The organism is Streptomyces sp. NPDC024632, from assembly GCF_055559175.1.
Genome location: NZ_JBVHLD010000027.1, coordinates 56933 through 79195, shown reverse-complemented (window position 1 = coordinate 79195; position 22263 = coordinate 56933). Strand labels below are relative to the sequence as shown.

Sequence of the window (22263 nt, the reverse complement as noted above, 5' to 3'; positions counted from 1 at the left end):
ACAGAGCGCCGGACGGACTGATCGCAGTCCGTCCGGCGCTCTGTCGTGTCAGACGGAGCCCGCGTCAGACGGAGCCCACGATGGCCTCGGCGGCGGCCGTGCCGCAGACGCGGGCCGCGCCGTGGGTGGCGATGTGGAGGGCGCCGGTGGCGGGCGCCTGGGGCACGCCCATCTCCACGACGACCGTGCTTGGGCGGCGGGAGACGACCGCCGCGAGCGCCTCGGACATCCAGCGGTGCCGGTGGGCGTCGCGGACGACGACGACGATCGTACGGTCGCCGGCCTCGTCGAGGAGTCCGGCGGCGAACGCCTCGACGCCCAGCTCCTCCACCTCGCGGCCGGGGTAGGTGCCCGTGACCGTGCCCGGCAGGAGCCTGGCGAGGTCGGCGGCGATGCCCCAGGGGGTCACGTCGCCGACGGCGATGTTGGCGACCGGCGTGAGGGCGGCGACGTAGGGCGCCTCGGTGAGCGGGGTGAACTCGGCGCGGCGGGTGATCCGCAGGGCGCGGCGGGCCGCCTCCAGGCCGATGTCGGACTCCCCTGCCGGGGCGGCGGACGCGGTCCCCTCCGCTGCGGCCGCCCGCTCGGCGGCCCACACCTGGAGGTCGCGCACCCGGGCGGCGGCGTCGGCCAGCCGCTCGGCGGGGAGGTCGCCCTCGCGCACCGCGCGCACGATGGCGTCGCGGAGGCCGAGCACGGTCTGCTCGTCGGACAGGCCGCCGCCGACGCAGATCGCGTCGGCCCCGGCGGCCAGCGCCATGACGGTGCCGCGTTCGATGCCGTACGCGGCGGAGATGGCCTGCATCTCGATGCCGTCGGTGACGATGAGGCCGTCGTAGCCGAGGCCGCCCTGCTCGCGCGGGGCGCGCAGCAGGCCGGTGAGGACGGCGGAGCTGAGCGTGCCCGGCAGGTCGGGGTCGAGGGCCGGGACGAGGATGTGAGCGCTCATCACGGCCTTGGTGCCGGCGGCGACGGCCGCCTTGAACGGCACGAGTTCGCGGTCGCGCAGGGTGTCGAGGTCGACGTCGATGCGCGGCATCGCGTGGTGCGAGTCGACGGCGGTGTCGCCGTGGCCGGGGAAGTGCTTGACGCTGGTCGCCACGCCCGCCGACTGCATTCCCTCCACGTAGGCGGCGGTGTTGCGCGCGACCAGTTCGGGCTCGGCGCCGAAGGAGCGGACGCCGATGACCGGGTTGCCGGGGTCGGAGTTGACGTCGGCGGACGGCGCCCAGTTGAGGTTGACGCCGCACGCGGCGAGCCTGCGGCCGAGTTCGGCGGCGACGGCCCGGGTGAGCTTGACGTCGTCGACGGCGCCGAGCGCGAGGTTGCCGGGGAAGGAGGAGCCGCCGCGCGCTTCGAGGCGGGTGACGTCGCCGCCCTCCTCGTCTGCGGCCACGAGCACGTCGGCCCGTACCGCGCGCAACTGGGCGGTGAGCCGGGCGACTTGCTCGGGCGACTCGATGTTGCGGGAGAACAGCGCGACCGCGCCGAGCCCTTCGGCGAGCAGCCGCAGCACCCAGTCGGGGGCCTCGGTGCCGCGGAAGCCGGGCTGGAGGACGGTGAGGGCGTCGCGGGCCAGGACGTCCGCGGGCGTGTCGACGGTAATGACGGTCATCCCTTCACCGCGCCTGCGGTCAGGCCGGAGGCCACCTTGCGCTGGACGAACAGGAAGAAGATCACGACGGGCAGGGCGATCAGGATCGAGCCCGCCATGAGGGCCCCGTAGTCCGTACCGCGCTGTCCGGTGAACTTCAGCAGCCAGATGCTCAACGTGTACTTGTCATTGTCCTGGAGAAGTACGTAGGCGAACAGGTACTCGTTCCAGGCGGTCATCAGCGCGTAGATCGACGCGGCGACCAGGCCGGGCGCGAGCAGCGGGAGGACGACGCGGCGGAACGCCTCCATCTGGCTGCACCCGTCGACCATCGCCGACTCCTCGAGTTCCTTGGGGATGTTGACGATGAAGCCGCGCAGCATCCATACGGCGAAGGGCAGGGTGCTCGCCGCGTAGACGACGATGACGCCCCAGTACTGGTTGAGGCCGCCCATCTTGTTGAGCTGGATGTAGATCGGGATCAGCATCGAGGTGGCCGGGATGAGCTGGATCACCAGCAGCGCGATGACCAGGCCGCGGCGGCCCCAGAACTTGAACCGGCCGATGGCGTACGCCGCGAGCAGGCCGATGCCGATGGCGATCACGACGCTGCACGCCGAGATGATCACGCTGCTCTTGACGTTGTCCCAGAAGTTGGGCATGTCCATCGCGCGCTTGAACTGGTTGAACGTGACGGAGCTGGGATAGAGCTTCTGGTGGTAGCTGAGGATCTCCTGGCTCGGGCGGAGCGCGGTGATGACCATCCAGTACACCGGGAAGCCCATGATGACGGTGACGATCAGGCCGAGCACGTTCCAGCCGTTGCGCTTCTTCTTCGGAGTGCGGTAGACGACTCCGGCCGTGGGGCCCTGGGTCGCGGGGCCGCTCTTGACAGCGGTGCTCACTCGACCTCTCCGATCTTCAGAAGCTGGCGCAGGTAGTAGACGGCGACACCCGACAGCAGCAGGACGGAGACCACGGAGATGGCCGCGCCCCGGCTGAAGGAGTTGGAGATGAACGCCTGGGTGTACGCGTACAGGCCGAGCGTCTGGTAGTCCTGCTCGGGCTGGCCGCCGCGCATCAGCAGGATCTGGCCGAGCACGCCGAAGTCCCAGATCACCGACAGGGTGCTGGTCATCACGAAGACCGGCTTGATGATCGGGAAGGTGACGTAGCGGAAGATGCCGAAGCCCTTGGCGCCGTCGATCCGCGCGGCCTCCTCCAGTTCCTTGGGGACCTGGGTGAGCGCCGCGTGCAGGCTGATGGCGATGAAGGGGATGGCGCCCCAGACGACCAGGACGGCGATGATCGCCATGCCGGTGGTCGGGTTGAGGAACCAGTTGTGCCGGGTGTAGTCGACGCCGGGCAGCCGGGTGAGGAGCTGGTTCACCAGGCCGTAGTCGGAGTCGAACATGAACTTGAAGACCGAGGTGGCGACCAGCAGCGGCATCGCCCACACGGCGATCATCACGCTGCTCATGGTGACCCGGACCCAGTTGGAGACCCGCTGCATCAGCAGCGCGATCAGCAGGCCGAGCGACATGGTGGCGACGACGCAGACGACGACGAAGACCACGGTGCGCAGCACCACGGCCCAGAACTCGCTGTCGCCGAGGATCGAGCTGTACTGGTCGAAGCCGACCCAGGGCGCCGCGACGCCGTTCCAGAGGTTGTTGCGGCGCTCGTCCTGGAAGGACAGCACGATGGTGTCGACGAGCGGGTAGCCCAGCACGCCGATCATGATCAGCAGCGCCGGAGCGATCAGCAGATACGGCAGCGATCTGCTCTGCCGGTTGCGCCCGGCGGCGCGGCCCGCTGTCGTGGCGGCCGGACCGGTCGAGCGCGGCGGCGGGATCTGCGGGCGGCCCCCCGTCACCGGCTCGGTGGCATGCGTGTCGGCGGCACTCATCCGCTCTGACCTTTCTTCGGTGTCCATGCCGGGATACCGGGGCGGGCGGCCCGCGACCGCGGACCGCCCTCCCCTGGTGACGACCGCCGTGTCAGGAGGCGGTGTTGATCAGCGAGTTGATCTTGTCGTCGGCGGCCTTGGTGGCGTCGGCGACGGACTTGCCCTTGAGGATGTCGAGCAGCATCGACTTGAGGATGCCCTGCTTCTCGATCGCGGCCCAGCCCGGTGCGATCGGCGTGAACCAGGCGTCCGGCACGGCGTTGGCCGCGGCGGCGGTGGCCGGGTCGGCCTTCATCGGCTCGAGCTGCTTGGTGTTGTTCGGCAGCGTCGCCTTGGTGACCAGCGCGGCTTCGTTCTTCTCGTCGGTGAAGTCCGCGATCCACTCCTTGGCGAGGTCCTTCACCTTGGACTTGTTGACCACGGCGAGGTCGGAGCCGCCGATGAAGGAGGGCAGCGCCTTGCCGTTCGGGCCGGGCATCGTGGCCGTCTTGATGACGTCCTTGAGCTTGGCGTTGCCGTTCGGCGGCGTGATGACCGAGCCGGACTCCCAGCCGTTGCCGTAGATGACGCCGGCCTTCTCGTGGGCCATGACGTTGGCGTGGTCCGCCTCGTCCTTGGTCTGGTCGCCGTGGTTGTACTTCTTCACCAGGTCGATGAAGTGCTGGATGCCCTGCTGCGCCTGCGGGCTCTCCAGGTCGGCGGTCCACTTGCTGCCGTCGGTCTTGGCGATCTGGCCGCCGTACGCCTTCACGTACGACATGGCCGCGTACCAGTACTGGCCGGGGAGGTAGAGCGGCGAGTACGTCTTGTCGCCGCCCTTCTTCGCCTCGATCTTGTCCAGGGCGGCGGTCAGCTCGTCCTCGGTGGCGGGGAAGGCGTCGGAGCCCGTACCGGCCTTGAAGTCGGCGGTGTTGTAGATCGCGACGCGGGCACCGGCGTAGTAGGGCGCGCAGTAGAGCTTGCCCTGGTAGGTGCAGGTGTCCTCGAGGCCCTTGATCCAGGTGTCCGAGTTCTGGAAGGTCTTCTTGTCCAGCTCGGCGAGAGCGCCGTTGAGGATGTACGTCTGGGTCTCGGTGTTGCCCAGCTCGACCACGTCGGGGGCGCTGGAACCGGAGAGCGCGGCGTCCAGCTTCTGGACCTTGTCGCTCCACTGCTGGTACTGGATCTTGACGTTGACCTTCGGGTACTTCGCCTTGAACTGGGCGGTGGTGTTCTGTACCAGCTCGGGCCAGGCGGTCTGCGCCTCGGCCATCAGCCAGACGGTCACCGTGCCGGTCTGGTCGGCCGGCTTCTCAGCGGCCTTGTCGTCCTTCTTGTCCGACCCACAGGCCGCAATACCAGCAATCATGGTCGCGACGCCGATCGCCGCGATGAGCTTGCGCTTCACGCCACCCTCCTCAGGATGCCCGAAACTCCCCCCACCACCCGAAATGTCGGCTACCGCGAGACACGTGTGCAGCCGCGTCCTGCTCGTGGGTCTGGGATTTGGTCGTTAATGGTTTAGACCAGTACCCGGAGCTTGGCCTAGACCTTTGGGGGTGTCAAGGGTGTATAAGAACCCATGTCGGCTCTGTTATCGGACCGACACCTGAGCGGGAAGCGACCACTACCGCCTCCCCGCTCCAGGTCAGGCCGTGCCACGATGTGAGCCGCATATAACGGAGGAGCCGGTGACGGCAGCACGACAGCAGTCGGGAGTAGACGTCATGGACAGCGACGCGGGCAGTGGCGCGGAGAGTACGGCGGGGACCGCGAGCACCGCGGGCCGTACCGCACGCGTGCCCAAGTACTACCGGCTCAAGCGGCATCTTCTGGACATCACCCAGACCATGCCCCCCGGCACGCCCGTACCGCCGGAGCGCACGCTGGCCACCGAGTTCGACACCTCGCGCACCACGGTCCGCCAGGCGCTCCAGGAACTCGTGGTCGAGGGCCGGCTCGAACGCATCCAGGGCAAAGGCACCTTCGTCGCCAAGCCGAAGGTCTCCCAGGCGCTCCAACTGACCTCGTACACCGAGGACATGCGCGCCCAGGGTCTCGAACCCACGTCCCAGCTCCTGGACATCGGCTACATCACCGCCGACGACCGGCTCGCCGGGCTGCTCGACATGAAGGCCGGCGGCCGGGTGCTGCGGATCGAGCGGCTGCGGCTGGCCAACAGCGAGCCGATGGCGATCGAGACGACGCACCTGTCGGCCAAGCGCTTCCCCGCGCTGCGCCGCAGCCTCGCCAAGTACACGTCCCTGTACACGGCGTTGGCCGAGGTCTACGACGTGCGGCTGGCCGAGGCGGAGGAGACCATCGAGACCTCGCTGGCCACCCCGCGCGAGGCCGGGCTGCTCGGCACCGACGTCGGCCTGCCGATGCTGATGCTCTCCCGGCACTCGATCGACACCGTCGGCGAACCGGTCGAGTGGGTGCGCTCGGTCTACCGCGGCGACCGCTACAAGTTCGTGGCACGACTGAGCCGCCCCACCGACTGAGACCGCCGGTTTGACTTCTCACGAGTGAGATCGCCGCACACATGGTGACGTGCGCTACTCCCCTCCCCTAGATTCCCGCGAGTCACACTCGTAGCTCTAGGGGACGGGAGCCGCACGTATGCCCGACGACCTATCACTTGAGGAACACCCCGCACCGCCGCGGCGGCCGGTGGTCACCGCGTCGCGCGTGATCGCCGGGACATGCCTGGTCGCGCCCTTCGTGGCGCTGCTCTGGGTCAGCTCGTACTCGCGGCTCACCCCGAGGTTCATCGGCATCCCGTTCTTCTACTGGTACCAGATGGCGTGGGTGCCGGCGGCGGCGCTGCTGACGTACACCGCGTACGTCCTGGTGCGCCGCGAGGAGCGGGCGCGCAAGGGGGGTGCGGCCAAGTGACGAACGACGTGAACGGCGTGGCGCTCGGCGTCTGCGTCTTCTTCTTCCTCCTGGTCACGGTGATGGGCTTCCTCGCCGCCCGCTGGCGACGCGCGGAGAACGCCCTGCACCTGGACGAATGGGGCCTGGGCGGCCGGAGTTTCGGCACCTGGGTGACCTGGTTCCTGCTCGGCGGCGACCTCTACACCGCGTACACCTTCGTCGCCGTGCCCGCCGCGATCTACTCCGCGGGCGCCGCCGGGTTCTTCGCGGTCCCGTACACGATCATCACCTACCCGCTGGTGTTCCTCTTCCTGCCGCGGCTGTGGTCGGTCTCGCACAAGCACGGGTACGTGACCTCGTCGGACTTCATCCGCGGCCGGTTCGGGTCGAAGAGCCTGTCGGTCGCGATGGCGCTCACCGGGATCGTCGCGACCATGCCGTACATCGCGCTCCAACTCGTCGGCATCCAGGCCGTGCTGGACGTGATGGGCGTGGGCGGCGGCGACTCCACCAACTGGTTCGTCAAGGACCTGCCGCTGCTGATCGCCTTCGGTGTGCTGGCCGCGTACACGTACTCCTCGGGGCTGCGCGCGCCCGCGCTGATCGCCTTCGTCAAGGACGCGCTGATCTACATCGTCATCGTGGTCGCGATCATCTACATCCCGTACAAACTGGGCGGGTTCGGCGACATCTTCGACAAGGCGGACGCGGCCTACAAGGTGACCAACCCCGCCACCGGCAAGCCGCGCGGCTCACTGGTGTCGGCGCCGCAGGCCCAATGGGCGTACGCCACGCTCGCGATGGGCTCGGCGATGGCGCTCTTCCTGTACCCGCACTCGGTGACGGCCGTGCTCTCCGGCAAGAGCCGCAACACCATCCGCCGCAACACCACGATCCTGCCGCTGTATTCGCTGATGCTCGGCCTGCTGGCGATGCTCGGCTTCATGGCGCTGGCGGCGGGCGTCGGAAAGGGCGTCAAGGGGTACAACGCCCAACTGGCCATCCCCCAGCTCTTCGAGGACATGTTCCCCTCCTGGTTCGCCGGGGTGGCCTTCGCCGCCATCGCCATCGGCGCGCTGGTCCCGGCGGCGATCATGTCGATCGCGGCGGCCAACCTGTTCACCCGCAACATCTACAAGGACCTGTTCAAACCGGACGCCACCCCCGCGCAGGAGACCAAGGTCTCCAAGGCCGCGTCCCTGGTGGTCAAGGTCGGCGCGCTCGTCTTCGTGCTGTCGATGGACAAGACGGTCGCGATCAACTTCCAGCTCCTGGGCGGCATCTGGATCCTCCAGACCGTCCCGGCCATCGTCGGCGGCCTGTTCACCCGCTGGTTCCACCGCTGGGCGCTGCTGGCCGGCTGGGCGGCGGGCATGGCGTACGGCACGTGGAAGGCGTACGAGCAGACCAGCGCCAGCCAGTCGCACTTCGGCGGCAACTCCGCGAAGATCCCCGGCATCGGCGAGCTCGGCTACATCGGCCTCACCGCCTTCGTCCTGAACGCGGCGGTCGCGGTCGTCCTCACCCTGGTCCTGCGCGCCCTCAAGGCCCCCGACGGCGTGGACGAGACGGCGAAGGGCGACTACGTGGTGGAGGCGGAGGAGGCGGCGAAGGAGGCGGTTCCCGCACCGGCGTAGAGCGCGAGGGGGCGGGTCCCGGGGGCGCGAGGCCGCGTTGTGGTGTGCGGCCCGCGCCTTGGGGACCCGCGCCTCGGGGACCCGCGCCTCAGCGCGAGGCGAAAGTGCGCCGGTACCCCTGTGGCGTGGTCCCCGTCCAGCGGGCGAAGTGATGCCGCATGGTCGCCGCGTTCCCGAACCCCGCGCGGAGCGCGACGGCGTCCATGGTGTGGTCGGTGGCCTCCAGCAACTCCCGCGCCAGCAGCACCCGTTGACCCAGCAGCCAGCGGTACGGGGTGGTGCCGGTCTCCTGCTGGAAGCGGCGGGCGAAGGTGCGCGGCGACATGTGGGCGCGGGCGGCCAGCTCCTCGACGGTCACCTCGCGGTCCAGGTGCCGTTCCATCCAGGACAGCACCCCGGCCACGGTGTCGCTCTGCCCGCGCGGCAGCGGCCGGTCCACGTACTGCGCCTGGCCGCCCTCGCGGTGCGGCGGCACCACCATGCGGCGGGCGATGCCGTTGGCGACGGCGCTGCCCTGCTCCTTGCGCACCAGGTGCAGGCAGGCGTCGATGCCGGAGGCCGTACCGGCCGAGGTGATCACCCCCGCGTCGTCCACGTACAGCACGTCCGACTCGACCTTGATCTGCGGGTACCGGCTCGCGAGGCGTTCCGCGTGCCGCCAGTGCGTGGCGCAGCGCCGGTCGTCGAGCATGCCGGAGGCGGCCAGCACGAAGACGCCCGAGCACACGCTGAGCACCGTCGCGCCGCGCTCCACGGCCCGGTTGAGCGCCGTGAGCACCTGCGGCGGGAAGTCCCGGTCGATGTACGAGTCCCCGGCCGGTACGGCGATCAGGTCCGCCTCGTCCAGCCGGTCCATGTCGCAGGAGGCCGACAGCTCGAACCCGGCGTGCGTGCGCAGCGTCGGGCCCTCGCCGGAGATCACCGCGAAGTCGTACACGGGCAGCCCGTCCTCGCTGCGGTCGAGGCCGAACACCTCGCAGATCACCCCGAGTTCGAAGGGGTGGACACCGTCGAGCAGTACCGCGGCCACGTTCTTCAGCATGCTCCCGAGGATGCCACGTGGCAGGATGTCGCGGTAGTACGGCGGTCCTGCCACTGTTCGCGGGTAAGCGGCGCGAGCACGATTGACCCATGACCGTTCTCCTGGACATCGCAGCCCTCTCCGCCCTCCTCCTCATCCTCTCCTTCGTCCCCGTCCTGGGCCTGCGCGCCGAGGCCAGGATCACCCGCCAGATCCGCGCGGCCGACGCCGCCCGCGAGGCCGAGGCGACACGCCGGGCGCACGCGAGACGCGCCGCGCGCGCGGACCGCGAACCAGGCCGCGAACCAGGCCGCGAACCGGCCCTCACAGCGGTCGCGGCCCCGCGGATCTGAGGGCGCCGGAGGGAATAAAATCCCCTCCGGCGCTTGCGCGCCGGCCCCGGCGACCCGCCCTCACGACACAACATCTGGGCTTCCACGCGAACCGCGGCACTACATGTATGCTCAACTTCGCTGTCGAGCAGGGGAAGCCGGTGCGAATCCGGCGCTGCCCCGCAACGGTGAGCGGGCGTACGCCCGCACAGCCCGAGGACCTGCCGCCAGCGCGCCCGTAGCGCCCACAAGCGACGGGCGCAGTTGTGTCCGGGCCTCGCGGATTGGGCCGGCGGACGCGTCGCGGCACGCCCATGCCTGAGCAGGGGTGCGCCTCCGCACGCGTACCCGCTCCTCCCCGCCTGGCCGTCGCCGCGTTCGAGGGAGAGAGCACCACCGTGACCATCGCGCCCGCAGACCCCGCTTCAGCCGAACTCCGCACCGTCGCCCCCCGGATTCCCTCGGCTCCCCCCTCCGGACCTCTCCCCGGACCTCCCGCCGGTCCCGACGAGGGCCCGGGCGCGGACCTGCTGCGTACGCTGGTGCGGCTCACCGCCGACCTGACCGACACCGACCCCGGCCGGGTCGCCGCCGCCGCGCTGCGCGGCCGTAACGCCGCCTCCGACGCGGCCGAGATGCACAGCCTGGCCACCGAGGCGGCGGCCGGGCTGATCTCCGAGGACCCGGCGTACTCGCGGCTGGCCGCCCGGCTGCTGACCTCGACCATCGCCGAAGAGGCCGCGGGCCAGGGCGCGGTGTCGTTCTCCGCGTCCGTCTCGGTCGGGCACCGCGAGGGCCTGATCGCCGACCGCACGGCCGCCTTCGTGGCCCTGCACAAGCCCCGGCTCGACGCGCTGGTGGACGAGGCGCTGGCCGCCGGCGCGGACGACCGCTTCGGCTACTTCGGCCTGCGCACCCTGCACAGCCGCTACCTGCTGCGGCACCCCATCACCCGTCAGGTGATCGAGACCCCGCAGCACTTCATGCTCCGCGTGGCCTGCGGTCTCGCCGAGGACGACTCGGTGCGCGCCGCCGAGGAAGTCGCCTCGCTCTACCGGCTGATGAGCGCGCTGGACTACCTGCCCAGCTCCCCCACCCTGTTCAACTCCGGCACCCGGCACCCGCAGATGTCCTCCTGCTACCTGCTGGACTCGCCGCTGGACGAGCTGGACTCGATCTACGACCGCTACCACCAGGTGGCGCGGCTGTCGAAGCACGCGGGCGGGATCGGCCTGTCCTACTCCCGGATCCGCTCGCGCGGTTCGCTGATCCGCGGCACCAACGGCCACTCCAACGGCATCGTGCCGTTCCTGAAGACGCTGGACGCGTCGGTGGCCGCGGTCAACCAGGGCGGCCGTCGCAAGGGCGCCGCGGCGGTCTACCTGGAGACCTGGCACTCCGACATCGAGGAGTTCCTCGAACTGCGCGACAACACCGGTGAGGACGCGCGCCGCACCCACAATCTGAACCTGGCGCACTGGATCCCGGACGAGTTCATGCGCCGCGTGGAGACCGACGCCGACTGGTCGCTGTTCTCGCCGTCCGACGTGCCGGAGCTGGTCGACCTGTGGGGCGACGACTTCGACGCCGCGTACCGCAGGGCCGAGACCAAGGGCCTGGCGCAGCGCACGATCCCGGCGCGCGAGCTGTACGGCCGGATGATGCGGACCCTCGCGCAGACCGGCAACGGCTGGATCACCTTCAAGGACGCCTCGAACCGTACGGCCAACCAGACGGCGGAGCCCGGCCGTACCGTGCACTCCTCGAATCTGTGCACCGAGATCCTTGAGGTCACCGACGACGGCGAGACCGCGGTGTGCAACCTGGGTTCGGTGAACCTGGGCGCCTTCGCCACCCCGGGGGGCGGCGCGGGCGGCGAGATGGACTGGGAGCGGCTCGACGAGACCGTCAGGACCGCGGTGACCTTCCTCGACCGGGTCGTGGACATCAACTTCTACCCGACCGAGCAGGCGGGCCGCTCCAACGCCAAGTGGCGCCCGGTGGGCCTGGGCGTGATGGGTCTTCAGGACGTCTTCTTCAAGCTGCGGCTGCCCTTCGACTCGGCCGCGGCGCGCGAGCTGTCCACCCGGATCGCCGAGCGGATCATGCTCGCCGCGTACGAGGCGTCCTGCGACCTCGCCGAGCGGCAGGGCCCGCTGCCCGCCTGGGACAAGACCCGTACCGCCCGCGGTGTGCTGCACCCCGACCACTACGCGACCGAGCTGAACTGGCCGGAGCGCTGGACGGCGCTGCGCGCCCGGATCGCGACCACCGGCATGCGCAATTCGCTGCTGCTGGCCATCGCGCCGACCGCGACCATCGCGTCCATCGCCGGTGTCTACGAGTGCATCGAGCCGCAGGTCTCCAACCTCTTCAAGCGCGAGACGCTGTCGGGTGAGTTCCTCCAGGTCAACTCGTACCTGGTCGCCGACCTCAAGCGGCTCGGCGTGTGGGACGCGCAGTCCCGCGAGGCGCTGCGCGAGGCCAACGGCTCGGTGAACGGCTTCAGTTGGATTCCGGCCGAGATCCGTGAGCTGTACCGCACGGCGTGGGAGATCCCGCAGCGCGGCCTGATCGACATGGCGGCGGCGCGTACGCCGTTCCTCGACCAGAGCCAGTCGCTGAACCTGTTCCTGGAGACGCCCACCATCGGCAAGCTCAGCTCGATGTACGCGTACGCCTGGAAGCAGGGCCTGAAGACGACGTACTACCTGCGGTCCCGGCCCGCGACCCGGATCGCCCGCGCGGCCCGCGCCCAGCAGCAGACGGCCGCCACCCCCGTCCCCGTACCGGTGATCGCCGACGCCGACGCGATCGCCTGCTCCCTTGAGAACCCCGAGTCCTGCGAGGCCTGCCAGTAATGACGTCCACCGACAAGAATCTGCTCGACCCGGGCTTCGAGCTGACCCTGCGTCCGATGCGCTACCCGGACTTCTACGAGCGCTACCGCGACGCGATCAAGAACACCTGGACCGTGGAGGAGGTCGACCTCCACTCCGACGTGTCCGACCTCGCCAAGCTCAGCCCCGCCGAGCAGCACATGATCGGCCGCCTGGTCGCGTTCTTCGCGACCGGTGACTCGATCGTCTCCAACAACCTGGTGCTCACGCTCTACAAGCACATCAACTCCCCCGAGGCGCGGCTGTACCTGTCCCGCCAGCTCTTCGAGGAGGCCGTGCACGTCCAGTTCTATCTGACGCTGCTCGACACCTACCTGCCCGATCCCGAGGACCGCGCGGCGGCCTTCGACGCGGTCGAGGAGATCCCCTCGATCCGCGAGAAGGCGCAGTTCTGCTTCCGCTGGATGGACTCGGTCGAGAAGATCGACCGCCTGGAGTCCAAGGCCGACCGCCGCCGCTTCCTGCTCAACCTGATCTGCTTCGCCGCGTGCATCGAGGGCCTGTTCTTCTACGGCGCCTTCGCGTACGTCTACTGGTTCCGCTCGCGCGGCCTGCTGCACGGGCTCGCGACCGGCACCAACTGGGTGTTCCGCGACGAGACCATGCACATGAGCTTCGCCTTCGACGTGGTCGACACCGTCCGCAAGGAGGAGCCGGACCTCTTCGACGAGCAGTTGCGGCAGCAGGTCACCGACATGCTGCGCGAAGCCGTCGAGGCCGAGCTCCAGTTCGGCCGCGACCTGTGCGGCGACGGCCTGCCCGGCATGAACACCGAGTCCATGCGCGCCTACCTGGAGTGCGTCGCCGACCAGCGCCTCGCCCGCCTCGGCTTCCCCCCGGTCTACGGCTCGGAGAACCCCTTCTCCTTCATGGAGTTGCAGGGCGTCCAGGAGCTGACGAACTTCTTCGAGCGCCGCCCGTCCGCCTACCAGGTCGCGGTGGAGGGCAGCTTCGCCCTGGACGAGGACTTCTAGACCCGGGGCCGGAACGGTCAACGGCGAAAGGGGCGGCGGAAGGCGATGAGCCTTCCGCCGCCCCTTTCCCGTCGGGCGGGCGCGCGGGGCGGGGCGGGTCAGTCGTTGGGGACCGTCTCGAACTTCGGGGTGGCCTCGGCCATTTGCTTCATGACGTCTTTGCGGTCGCGCTTGGAGAGACGGTCGATGTAGAGGCGGCCGTAGAGGTGGTCGGTCTCGTGCTGGAGGCAGCGGGCGAAGTAGCCGCTGCCGTGGACGACGATCGGCTCGCCCTTGGCGTTCTGGCCGCGCACCACCGCGTAGTCGGGGCGGGCCAGTTCCATGTAGGCGCCGGGGACGGACAGGCAGCCCTCGTTGGAGTCGTCCAGGCGGCGCCGGTCGGCGGGCAGTTCGTCCAGTACGGGGTTGCAGACGACGCCGACGTGCCGGTTGTCGTCGTCGTCCGGGCAGTCGTAGACGAAGACCTTGAGGTCGACGCCGATCTGGTTGGCGGCCAGGCCCACGCCCTCGGCGGCGCGCTGGCTGGCGAACATGTCGGCGATCAGCGCGTCCAGGTCGTCGTCGAAGGACGTGACGTCCTTGCACTCCCGGTGCAGCACCGGGTTGCCGACCACGGTGATCGGGCGGACGGTGCCGCGCTCGCGGTACGCCAGTTCGCGCGCCTGCGCGTCGGTCACGTCGTCGAGGAAGCCTTCGGCGGCCGCGTCGTGGCTGTGCGCGTGGTCGTGGTCATGCCCGTGGTGGTGCTGGTGACCGTGGCCGTGCTCGGTGTGCTGCTGGGACATCTGCGCCGTACGCCTTCCGCGAACCCGTAAACGAACCCCCCTAGGGTACGGGTCCGCGCACGACGGTGTTCCCCACACCTCGTGGTTCGTCGCACCTCGCCGTTCGGGGCACGGGGTTCAGGGCGTGCGGTTCAGCAGACCTCTTCGAGGTCCCGCCAGTCCCGGGTGTCCGGGCTGTCGGCGACCCAGCCGTCGAGCAGGCCGCGGACCAGGGACGCGGGGGCGGCGATCCCGCACTCGCGCTCCGGCGACCAACGCACACCCGCGCTGTGGTGGCTGAGGTGGCCGGGGTGACCGGGCTCACCGTGGTCGTGCGGGTCGCGCGTGGCCATCGAGCCGTCGTCGGTGGGCATCCGGCTCTCCGAACAGGTGCGGCACAGCAGCCGGACGGACGACGACCAGTCCTCGGCCGCGTATCCGGCCTCCGCCGCCAGCCGCTCCAGCGCGTCGCGGTCGGCGGCCGTGTCCGCTTCAAGGAGAACCAGCCAGGTCGGCACCGGGGACGGCGCCCACAGCTCGATCTCGTCGAAGACGGGGTAGACCGCGCCGCCCGCGGTGTCGGCGGTGGCGCGCTCGCCGTGCGGGACGCCGTCGTGCAGCACGACCTCGCCCCAGCGGCGCCCGGACGACGGCAGCGGGATGGAGAGCACCTCGACCCGCGCCGGGTCGAGCCTGCGGCCCCACACGACCTCGGCCTCGCCCTCGGGCGACAGCCGTACGGCGGCGCTGCCCAGCGGCAGCCGTACCGACTCCTCGCCGTTGTGACTCGCGGTGCCCGCGGGCATCCGCAGGCCGTACGCCTGCCAGGCGCGGCGGGCCAGCGGCCAGTCCTGCACGGCGGTGGCGGCGATGCCCAGGTTCCACCAGTCGGGGGAGCCGACCGGGCGGTCGAGCAGCGCCACCGCGCGCAGCCCGGCGATCCGGGCCTGCGCCCAGTCGTGCCGGAACTTGTGCAGCAGCGCGAGGTTGTACCAGGACTCCGACAGCCACGGCTCCAGATCGGCGGCTCGGGTCAGCAGCGCTCCGGCGTCCTCGTAACGGCCGTCGCCGATCAGCGAGAACGCCCGGTCAGTGGCCTGCCGCCACGTGGGCGACGGCCGGTGCCGCACTCTTCCGAAGATGTTCAACGTCGTTACCCGCCTGCCCGCTCAGCCGATCACTGCCAGGACGTCGCCTTCCCGCACCACTACGATCGCGTCCCCCCGTACGACTCCAACCTTGCACATTTTGGCCGTTGTCTCAGCCCGGCCGTCGCCCCCGTCCCCCGGGGCCGGCGACCCGGTCCGTGCGGTCCGCGGCGCCCCGGTGAGCGCGCTTCCTCACTCGACACCCTTGCCACTCCCGTGGGCATCCAACCATGCCCAGGTGGGGCGCCGTGCGAGCACCCTGGTGAGTGCCGCCACCACCTGCGGATCGTACTCACGTGCGGTCGCCAACCGCAGCCGCTCGACCGCCGCGAGCCGGTGGCCGAGGGCCGCGCCCGGCTCCCCCGTCAGGTCCTCGTAGGCGTTGACGGCCCGGACGATCCGGCCCGCCAACGGCTGTTCCCGGTACGGGTGCGCCTGCCGCTCCACGATCAGCGCCACCTCGGCCGGGGCGCCGGTCTGCCGCACCACCTCGCCGCCGAGCGCGGCGATGGCGCGCTGCCGCTCGCCGTCCAGCGGCTCCGTCGCCCCGCGCGGCACTGGGTCGACCAGCGAGAGCTGGCCGATGTCGTGCATCAGCGCCGCGTACTCCAGCAGCATCAGGTGGCGGGCGGGCAGGCCCAGCTCCCTGCCGACCGCCGTCGCCAGCTCGCTCACCCGCCGCGCGTGCCCCTCCGGTGTGTACCCGGCCACCTCGGTGGCCCGCGCCAGCGACCCGATCGTCTGCCGGTACGTGGCCCGCACCGCCGCCTGGCCCCGCAGCGACATCTGCGCCAGCAGCAGCGGCGCCGCGGCCATCGGCAGCGCCCACAGCCCGGCCGTCGCGACCGCCAGCGCCATCACCACACCGCCCGCGCACACCGCGCTGGCCATCCCCGCCAGCGCCCGCACCTCGTCGCGCAATGCCGGGGCGTACGGGTGGCCGGTCCTGGCCGCGCCCAGGGCCGCCGCCAGCGCCGCGTCGCACAGCGCCGTCAGGCCGAGGACCGCCAGGAGTGCGGCGGCGTACGCGGGGCCTTCGCCTCCCGCGAAGGGTTGGGCGCACACCCCGGCGAAGGTCGCTGCCGCGACCCGCCGCACCTCACCGTCCCCCTTGGCCCCCGGCCCCCCATACCGCCCCGAACCCAGGCGCCCCTCCCCAGGAGGGTCCGCCCCCGCAGGAGGGTCCGCCTGCCCAGGAGGGTCCGCCCCGAAGGGGCGCGGGGCTGCGTCTGATGTGCGGCTGCCGCCGCGCGGGCGCGCCTGCCCAGGAGGGTGCGCCCCCGCAGGAGGGTCCGCCTGCCCAGGGGGGTGCGCCCCGAAGGGGCGCGGGGAACTGCGCGGCCCGCCCCCACCGGCCGGTGGTCCGGGGACAACCGAACTGCCCCGCCGGGGCGGGTGGTGACCTGCGGGAGCATCGTGGCTGAGCGCGCAGTTCCCCGCGCCCCTACGGGGCAGCCACCTGCGCAAGGGACCCGCGCCCGCCGCGGCCCTGGGGGGCAGCCACCTGCGCAAGGGACCCGCGCCCGCCGCGGCCCTGGGGGGCAGCCACCTGCGCAAGGGGCCCGCGGCCGCCGCGGCCCTGGGGGGCGCCCACCTGGGTGAGGGGGGCGGGGCGGGGGCGGCTGCGTGGCGGGGGCGGCTCAGGGTCAGCGGGACGGCGGCCGCGAGGGCGGAGACGGCCACGGTTTGGGCGAGGCCGTGGCGGCCCGGCGCCAGGAGGGCGTAGGCGAGAGCCGTCGCCGTGGCGAGAGGCGCGGTGTCGCGGTCGACCCCGAAGGCGAGAGGGGCGAGGGGGGCGGGAAGGCGGAAGGTGACGCCCACGGCGATGACGGCGGCGAAGGCGAGGGCGGTGCCGGGCGCGGAGAGGCCGGTGAGGGCGGTACGCGCGACGGCGGCGGCCGTCAGGGTGAGGGCGGCGCCGTACACGCCCCGGACGAGCCGGGCCCTCATCGCGGCACCGGCGTGGAGACGGCGGCCGGAAGAAGCAGCGGGCCCCGCCCGGCGGTGGTGGCGCCGACCGGCCCCGAGGCGGCCACCGGCCAGGAGTGGTGCGCCAGCGCACGCGTCAGAGCGGCGACCATCGCCGGGTCGAAGTGCGTACCGGCGCAGGCGTGGAGTTCGTCGAGCGCGGCGCGAACCGGCCGGGCGCGCCGGTAGGAGCGGGTGGACGTCATGGCGTCGAAGGCGTCCGCGACGGCGACCACGCGGGCGAATTCCGGGATCTGGTCGCCCGCGAGCCCGTGCGGGTAGCCGCTGCCGTCGAGGCGTTCGTGGTGGTGCAGGATCGCGTCCCGCGCCTCGCCGAGGAAGGCGATGCCGCGGACCATCTCGTGCCCGTACTCCGGGTGCAGCTCGACCACCCGCCGCTCGGCCGGGGTCAGCGGCCCGTTCTTGCGCAACAGGCGGGTGGGGACGCCGAGTTTGCCGATGTCGTGCAGGATTCCGGCGAACCGCAGGGCGTCGACGCGGGGTTCGGGCATGCCCAGTTCGCGGGCGATGAACACCGAGGCGCGGCCCACGCGTTCACTGTGCCCGCGCGTGTAGTGGTCCTTGATCTCGACGGCCTGGACGAGCGCGCGCACGGTCGCCCGGTGGGCGTCGCGTTCCCGGCGGGCGCGGGCGAATCCCCAGCAGGCCGCGTACATCGGCAGCGGTACGAGCACCGCGGCGAAGGCGCCGTAGCGGGCCTGCCACAGGACGGCGGTCATGAGGGCGACGAGGCCGTAGGTCAGGTGCGGGGCGAGGCCGCCGAGCAGCGGGGCGCCCCAGGCCGCGCGCGGTGTGCGGCCCTCGGCGGTGACCAGGACGGCGCCGGTGAGCGCGGTGGCGGTGACGCAGAGGACGAGCGCGGCGGCGGTCGCGGGCAGCAGCGCGTACGGCAGGTCGGCGGCGGCCAGCGCGCGGGGGCCGTCGAGCAGCCGGGCGGCGAGCGCGGCGGCCCAGACGGCGACGGCCAGGTGGGCGGCGCGCCACAGCCGCCGTACGCGGCGCGGCTCCTGCTCCACGCGCCCCGCGAGCGAGCCGGGGACGGCCACCAGCGCGGCGGCGGCCGGGGGCAGCAGCAGGGCGGCGGCCAGCAGGACGGGCAGGAACGGGCCGACGGCGGCGGGCGGGTGGCGGCCCGCGGCGCGGTCGGGGAGCACGCCGGGCTCGCACAGCGCGTACAGGGCGGCAAGTACGGCGACGGTCCCCCACGCGGTGGCGGGCCGCAGGGCGGGCGCGGCGCACAGCGTCCCGGCGGCGCACACGGCGGCCACGGTGACCCGTGCGGGTGTCGGCATGGCGGACACGAGAGGCGGCCTCCTCCGTACGCGAACGTGCGCGAACGCGCGGCGGGCGCGGCCCGATCGGCTCCCGGCCCGTTGAGAGTCAGGAGGATAGGGCCGCGCCCGTCGTGGAAGAGGCGTTTGCCGGCGTTGGGCCGTCCGTGGGACCCGACGCTCACCCGCACGGGTGACGTGAGGCGTATGCGCCCTCGTCCGAACGCCCGAACCCCGTCCACAAGCGCAACGGGGTACGAGCCGGGATGAAGGGGTGCCGGGGGGTGTCCCGGCGGTGGCCGACGGCGGCGGGGAAGCCCTGGCGCGCCCGGCGGTGGAGACAGGAGCTAGCGGGCCTCGGCCTCGGTCGGGGTGGCGAGGATGTCGGGCGCCTGGTCCGGGACCGGGGCGACCTCACCGGAGCGGATCAGCTCGATCCGCATCATGACCTTCGAACGGAGGTCGGTCGGCACGTCGTCGGAGCCGCAGCACCGCTTGACGAGCTTCTTGACGGCCTGTTCGAGGCCGTACTTCTCCAGGCACGGGTGGCACTCGTCGAAGTGCTCCTTGAACTTGGCGCAGCTCTCGTCGGGCATCTCGTTGTCGAGGTACTCGTAGAGGTGGCCGAGCACCTCCGAGCAGTCCGTCTCATGTGCGTCGCCGCAACTCATGAATCCGCGCCCTTCTCATCCGCCGCGCCCGCGGGTACAAGACCGCGGTCCCGCGCATAGTCCTCCAGCAGCTCACGCAACTGGCGACGCCCGCGGTGCAGCCGGGACATCACTGTGCCGATGGGTGTTCCCATGATGTCCGCGATCTCCTTGTAGGCAAAGCCCTCGACGTCCGCGAGGTAGACCGCGATGCGGAACTCCTCGGGGATCGTCTGCAACGCCGCCTTCACGTCGGAGTCGGGCAGGTGGTCGAGCGCCTGGGACTCCGCGGAGCGCAGGCCGGTCGACATATGGGATTCGGCTCGTGCGAGCTGCCAGTCCTCGATCTCCTCCGAGCCGCTGCGCAGCGGTTCGCGCTGCTTCTTGCGGTAGGAGTTGATGAAGCTGTTGGTGAGAATGCGGTAGAGCCACGCCTTGAGGTTGGTGCCCTCACGGAACTGGTGGAAGGAGGCGTACGCCTTCGCGTACGTCTCCTGGACGAGGTCTTCCGCGTCGGCCGGATTGCGGGTCATCCGCAGCGCGGCCGAGTACATCTGGTCGAGGAAGCCAAGGGCGTCCCGCTCGAAGCGCTCGGTGCGCTCCGCGCTGCTCTCCTGTGCTGCCTCACCGGACGCACTCGCGTTTTCCGCCGTGCTGTCGTCGGTGCCGGTGACCGCACCCACCTCCTCAGAAACGTCAGCGCGCCCAAAAGCGGCCACGCCTGTTCCGGAGGATATCCCGCTGGAGATCGACGTGCCGGATGCGCCCTTGCCGTCGTCCTTGACCGGCCATTCGGCCCAGTTCAGGTAGGGCGCGGCTGCGTCCGGTCGCGCGGTGGCCTGTGCGGCCTCTGCGCGGGACCGGCAAGCGGCTGAAACCATGCGGCTGCCTCTCTCACAGATCTCACGGATTGCTTCGTCAATGCGGGATCGAATCGTTCTGCCGATTCGCACAACACCGGTATCGCGCGGCTCATTCCCGGTGGCACAGGGGGCGCGCGGGCGGATCGCGCGGAAGTCGCACGGCGGTGGTCCGGAGTTCGCGCCGGGGTCGTACGGCAAACGTGCTTGCCGGTATGGCAAAATCGGCGCATGGCGGAGAAAGCACCCAAGGGCACGGACGACGGCGTCGAGCGCACTCTGGCCGAGGTCGGGCCGCGGTTGCGGGCGGCGCGGCTGGAGCGCGGGGTGACGCTGGCCGCGCTGGCGGAGGCGACCGGGATCTCGGTGAGCACCTTGTCGCGGCTGGAGTCGGGGCAGCGGCGCGCCACCCTCGAACTGCTGCTGCCGCTGGCCCGCGCGCACCAGATGCCGCTGGACGAACTGGTGGGCGCGCCCGAGGTCGGCGACCCGCGGGTGCGCACGGTGCCGCGCAAGATGGACCACATGACGGTGCTGCCGCTGACCCGGCACCCCGGCGCGCTTCAGGCGTACAAGATGATCATCGAGCCGAACAAGCCCTGTGAGCAGCGCACCCACGAGGGCTACGAGTGGATCTACGTGCTCTCCGGGCGGCTGCGGCTGCTGCTCGCCGACAAGGATCTGGAGCTGCGGGCGGGCGAGGCAGCCGAGTTCGACACCCGGCTGCCGCACTGGTTCGGGCCCGCGGGGCACGAGACCGTCGAGGTGCTCAGTCTTTTCGGCCGCCAGGGCGAGCGGATGCATGTCCGAGCCCGGCCAGCCAGTCGCTGACGGCCCCGGTCAGCACGGCCAGCGCCGCGTCCTGCGTCAACTCCGCGCGCTTGGGTACGGCGAACGAGTGATCGCCGTACGGCACCTCGACCGGTTCGTACCCGGCGGGGAACTCCGCGGGCCGCCCGAAGGTGTCGTTGCCGCCCTGCACGATCAGCAGCGGCCCGGCCGCGGCGCCCAGGTCCAGCTCGGCCGCGCGGGACTTCTCCGGCTTCCCCGGCGGGTGCAGCGGGAAGGACAGCGCGAGGACGGCCGCGGCGCCCAGCTCCTTCGCCGTACGGCAGGCCACCCGGGCGCCGGCGCTGCGTCCGCCCGCGACCACCGGCAGCCCCGGCTCCGCCAGCGCGGGCCACACCGCCGTCCACCCGGTGTCCAGCGTCTTGGGCGCGGGCGCCAGCTTCTTGCCCGCCACCCGCCAGGGCTGCTCGACCAGTGCCACGGTCACGCCGTGCGCGGGCAGCGCCGCCGCGAGCGCGGCCAGGTCGCGGGCCTCGATGCCGCCGCCCGCGCCGTGGCCGAGCGCGAGGACCGCGCGGGCGGCGCGGGCGCGGTGCCAGGTGACGCGGGCCTCGCCCGCGGGGGTGCCGACCGTTTCCACCGACCGCTCGGGGGACGGGGACGCTGTGTGTGCTGCGCGTGCTGTCATCAGAACAGCGTCTCCTCCTCGGGTGCCTCCAGCTCCGTCAGCAGCTCCGGTCCGTTGTTCTTCACACTGCTCACACCGGTGCCGACCGGATAGGCGCGCATCAGGCCGCCGGGCGGCGGGGCGAGCAGAGCGCCGAGCGTGTCGGGGTCGGTGGTGGCCGGGTCGAGCCAGGCGTTCCAGCGGTCGGGGGTCATCATCAGCGGCATCCGGGGGTGGATGTCGGTGAGCGAGCGCGGACCCTCGCCCGCGTATCCGGCCAGGGTGTCGGTCTCGGCCGCCGTGGTGATCACCGTGCAGGTGGCCCACCAGGCCATCGGGTGGTCGTCGGGCAGCGTCCGGTCGCGCCAGAACTCGTACAGCCCGGCCATCGCCATCACCGAGCCGTCGGCGGGCGTCACGAAATACGGCTGTTTGCGGGACCGCTTCTTCCTGCCCTGCTCCTCCAGCGCGCGCTCCTCGGGCGCCGTCACCCACTCGTAATAGCCGTCGGCGGGTATCAGGCAGCGCCGGGCGGTGAGCGCGCGGCGGAAGGACGGCTTCTCGTGCACCGTCTCGGCCCGCGCGTTGATCAGCTTGGCCGCTCCTTCCGGCGACTTGGCCCACGACGGGACCAGGCCCCAGCGCAGCACGCGCAACTGTCTGACCGGTTCCGGGGAACCGGAGTCGCGCACGGGACGGTCAAGCACCGCGTAGACGTCCTTCGTCGGCGCGACGTTCCAATCGGGGGCGATGGTCTCGGTGGGGTCCCACTTACGGACTTCGAAGAGTCCTGCGAGATCCTCTGGTTTCCGGCTCGCCGCATATCGACCGCACATAGGTGCCAGACTGCCACGACCGTGGACCCGAACGGCCCACGGTCCGCCCTTTCGCAAGCCCCC

The 22263-nt window shown here is 71.4% G+C and carries 19 protein-coding genes, 1 pseudogene and 1 riboswitch; of the genes and pseudogenes, 7 read left to right on the top strand and 13 right to left on the bottom strand.

Going from position 1 to position 22263, the window contains the following annotated elements:
- Positions 1 to 64 precede the first annotated feature (64 nt).
- The 4 genes from ACZ37P_RS37065 to ACZ37P_RS37050 all read right to left on the bottom strand — a co-directional run bounded on the left by ACZ37P_RS37065 (position 65) and on the right by ACZ37P_RS37050 (position 4890).
- Positions 65 to 1615, bottom strand: coding sequence for a glycoside hydrolase family 3 protein (locus tag ACZ37P_RS37065; protein ID WP_402711035.1), 1551 nt, complete (start codon positions 1613 to 1615; stop codon positions 65 to 67).
- The gene (locus ACZ37P_RS37060; RefSeq protein ID WP_391044377.1) at positions 1612 to 2499 is read right to left on the bottom strand and encodes a carbohydrate ABC transporter permease; all 888 of its coding nucleotides are present in this window, start codon (positions 2497 to 2499) and stop codon (positions 1612 to 1614) included. The genes ACZ37P_RS37065 and ACZ37P_RS37060 overlap by 4 nt, the downstream gene beginning before the upstream one ends.
- Positions 2496 to 3503 (bottom strand): carbohydrate ABC transporter permease, encoded by a 1008-nt coding sequence (locus ACZ37P_RS37055; protein ID WP_401306482.1) that lies wholly within the window; start codon positions 3501 to 3503, stop codon positions 2496 to 2498. Before ACZ37P_RS37055 ends, ACZ37P_RS37060 begins: the two co-directional genes overlap by 4 nt.
- A gap of 91 nt (positions 3504 to 3594) precedes the next feature.
- Positions 3595 to 4890 (bottom strand): extracellular solute-binding protein, encoded by a 1296-nt coding sequence (locus tag ACZ37P_RS37050; protein ID WP_355347311.1) that lies wholly within the window; start codon positions 4888 to 4890, stop codon positions 3595 to 3597.
- 319 nt (positions 4891 to 5209) lie between these two features.
- Between ACZ37P_RS37050 and ACZ37P_RS37045 the strand changes: the two genes are divergently transcribed.
- From ACZ37P_RS37045 to mctP, 3 genes are all read left to right on the top strand, one after another.
- Positions 5210 to 5986 carry a GntR family transcriptional regulator gene (locus ACZ37P_RS37045; protein ID WP_355347422.1) on the top strand — a complete coding sequence of 259 codons (777 nt, stop codon included), beginning with the start codon at positions 5210 to 5212 and terminating at the stop codon, positions 5984 to 5986.
- Between the two features lie 118 nt (positions 5987 to 6104).
- Positions 6105 to 6380 carry a DUF3311 domain-containing protein gene (locus tag ACZ37P_RS37040; protein ID WP_467350854.1) on the top strand — a complete coding sequence of 92 codons (276 nt, stop codon included), beginning with the start codon at positions 6105 to 6107 and terminating at the stop codon, positions 6378 to 6380.
- A complete protein-coding gene (gene mctP, locus ACZ37P_RS37035) occupies positions 6377 to 7999 on the top strand; it encodes a monocarboxylate uptake permease MctP (RefSeq protein ID WP_355347317.1) in 1623 nt (540 codons plus the stop codon). Before ACZ37P_RS37040 ends, mctP begins: the two co-directional genes overlap by 4 nt.
- Before the next feature lie 88 nt (positions 8000 to 8087).
- On the opposite strand, the gene ACZ37P_RS37030 is transcribed toward mctP, so the two are convergent.
- Entirely contained in the window at positions 8088 to 9041 is a 954-nt protein-coding gene (locus ACZ37P_RS37030; protein ID WP_355347320.1) for a helix-turn-helix domain-containing protein, read from the bottom strand.
- Between the two features lie 89 nt (positions 9042 to 9130).
- Here ACZ37P_RS37030 and ACZ37P_RS37025 point away from each other — a divergent pair, with 89 nt between their 5' ends.
- The 3 genes from ACZ37P_RS37025 (at position 9131) to ACZ37P_RS37015 (ending at position 13226) form a co-directional block, all read left to right on the top strand.
- Positions 9131 to 9373, top strand: coding sequence for a hypothetical protein (locus tag ACZ37P_RS37025; protein ID WP_401306488.1), 243 nt, complete (start codon positions 9131 to 9133; stop codon positions 9371 to 9373).
- A gap of 105 nt (positions 9374 to 9478) precedes the next feature.
- Positions 9479 to 9577: riboswitch (cobalamin riboswitch) on the top strand.
- Positions 9578 to 9807: 230 nt separating this feature from the next.
- Positions 9808 to 12213: a ribonucleoside-diphosphate reductase subunit alpha gene (locus tag ACZ37P_RS37020; RefSeq protein ID WP_467350888.1), complete on the top strand. Its 2406-nt coding sequence runs from the start codon at positions 9808 to 9810 to the stop codon at positions 12211 to 12213.
- Positions 12213 to 13226 (top strand): ribonucleotide-diphosphate reductase subunit beta, encoded by a 1014-nt coding sequence (locus ACZ37P_RS37015; protein WP_355347326.1) that lies wholly within the window; start codon positions 12213 to 12215, stop codon positions 13224 to 13226. Before ACZ37P_RS37020 ends, ACZ37P_RS37015 begins: the two co-directional genes overlap by 1 nt.
- A gap of 98 nt (positions 13227 to 13324) precedes the next feature.
- Here ACZ37P_RS37015 and def read toward each other — a convergent pair whose 3' ends face one another.
- The 6 genes and pseudogenes from def to ACZ37P_RS36985 all read right to left on the bottom strand — a co-directional run bounded on the left by def (position 13325) and on the right by ACZ37P_RS36985 (position 19731).
- Positions 13325 to 14011, bottom strand: coding sequence for a peptide deformylase (gene def / locus ACZ37P_RS37010; protein ID WP_467350852.1), 687 nt, complete (start codon positions 14009 to 14011; stop codon positions 13325 to 13327).
- A gap of 131 nt (positions 14012 to 14142) precedes the next feature.
- Positions 14143 to 15138, bottom strand: a complete 996-nt coding sequence (locus tag ACZ37P_RS37005; RefSeq protein WP_188283420.1) for a tetratricopeptide repeat protein — start codon at positions 15136 to 15138, stop codon at positions 14143 to 14145.
- Positions 15139 to 15330: 192 nt separating this feature from the next.
- Positions 15331 to 16263 (bottom strand): annotated as a pseudogene (locus tag ACZ37P_RS37000) (HD-GYP domain-containing protein); the annotation flags it as partial.
- Positions 16264 to 17084: 821 nt separating this feature from the next.
- Complete coding sequence (locus ACZ37P_RS36995; RefSeq protein ID WP_467350850.1) at positions 17085 to 18428, bottom strand: HD-GYP domain-containing protein; 1344 nt, start codon at positions 18426 to 18428, stop codon at positions 17085 to 17087.
- Between the two features lie 317 nt (positions 18429 to 18745).
- Complete coding sequence (rsrA, locus tag ACZ37P_RS36990) at positions 18746 to 19069, bottom strand: mycothiol system anti-sigma-R factor (protein WP_355347335.1); 324 nt, start codon at positions 19067 to 19069, stop codon at positions 18746 to 18748.
- Positions 19066 to 19731, bottom strand: a complete 666-nt coding sequence (locus ACZ37P_RS36985; protein WP_391044361.1) for a sigma-70 family RNA polymerase sigma factor — start codon at positions 19729 to 19731, stop codon at positions 19066 to 19068. Before ACZ37P_RS36985 ends, rsrA begins: the two co-directional genes overlap by 4 nt.
- A gap of 408 nt (positions 19732 to 20139) precedes the next feature.
- Between ACZ37P_RS36985 and ACZ37P_RS36980 the strand changes: the two genes are divergently transcribed.
- Positions 20140 to 20739, top strand: a complete 600-nt coding sequence (locus ACZ37P_RS36980; RefSeq protein WP_355347341.1) for a helix-turn-helix domain-containing protein — start codon at positions 20140 to 20142, stop codon at positions 20737 to 20739.
- Here ACZ37P_RS36980 and ACZ37P_RS36975 read toward each other — a convergent pair.
- The gene (locus ACZ37P_RS36975) at positions 20678 to 21385 is read right to left on the bottom strand and encodes an alpha/beta hydrolase family protein (protein WP_401306495.1); all 708 of its coding nucleotides are present in this window, start codon (positions 21383 to 21385) and stop codon (positions 20678 to 20680) included. The two genes, ACZ37P_RS36980 and ACZ37P_RS36975, sit on opposite strands and share 62 nt — an antisense overlap.
- A complete protein-coding gene (locus ACZ37P_RS36970) occupies positions 21385 to 22200 on the bottom strand; it encodes an SOS response-associated peptidase (protein WP_401306498.1) in 816 nt (271 codons plus the stop codon). Before ACZ37P_RS36970 ends, ACZ37P_RS36975 begins: the two co-directional genes overlap by 1 nt.
- Positions 22201 to 22263: the final 63 nt, after the last annotated feature.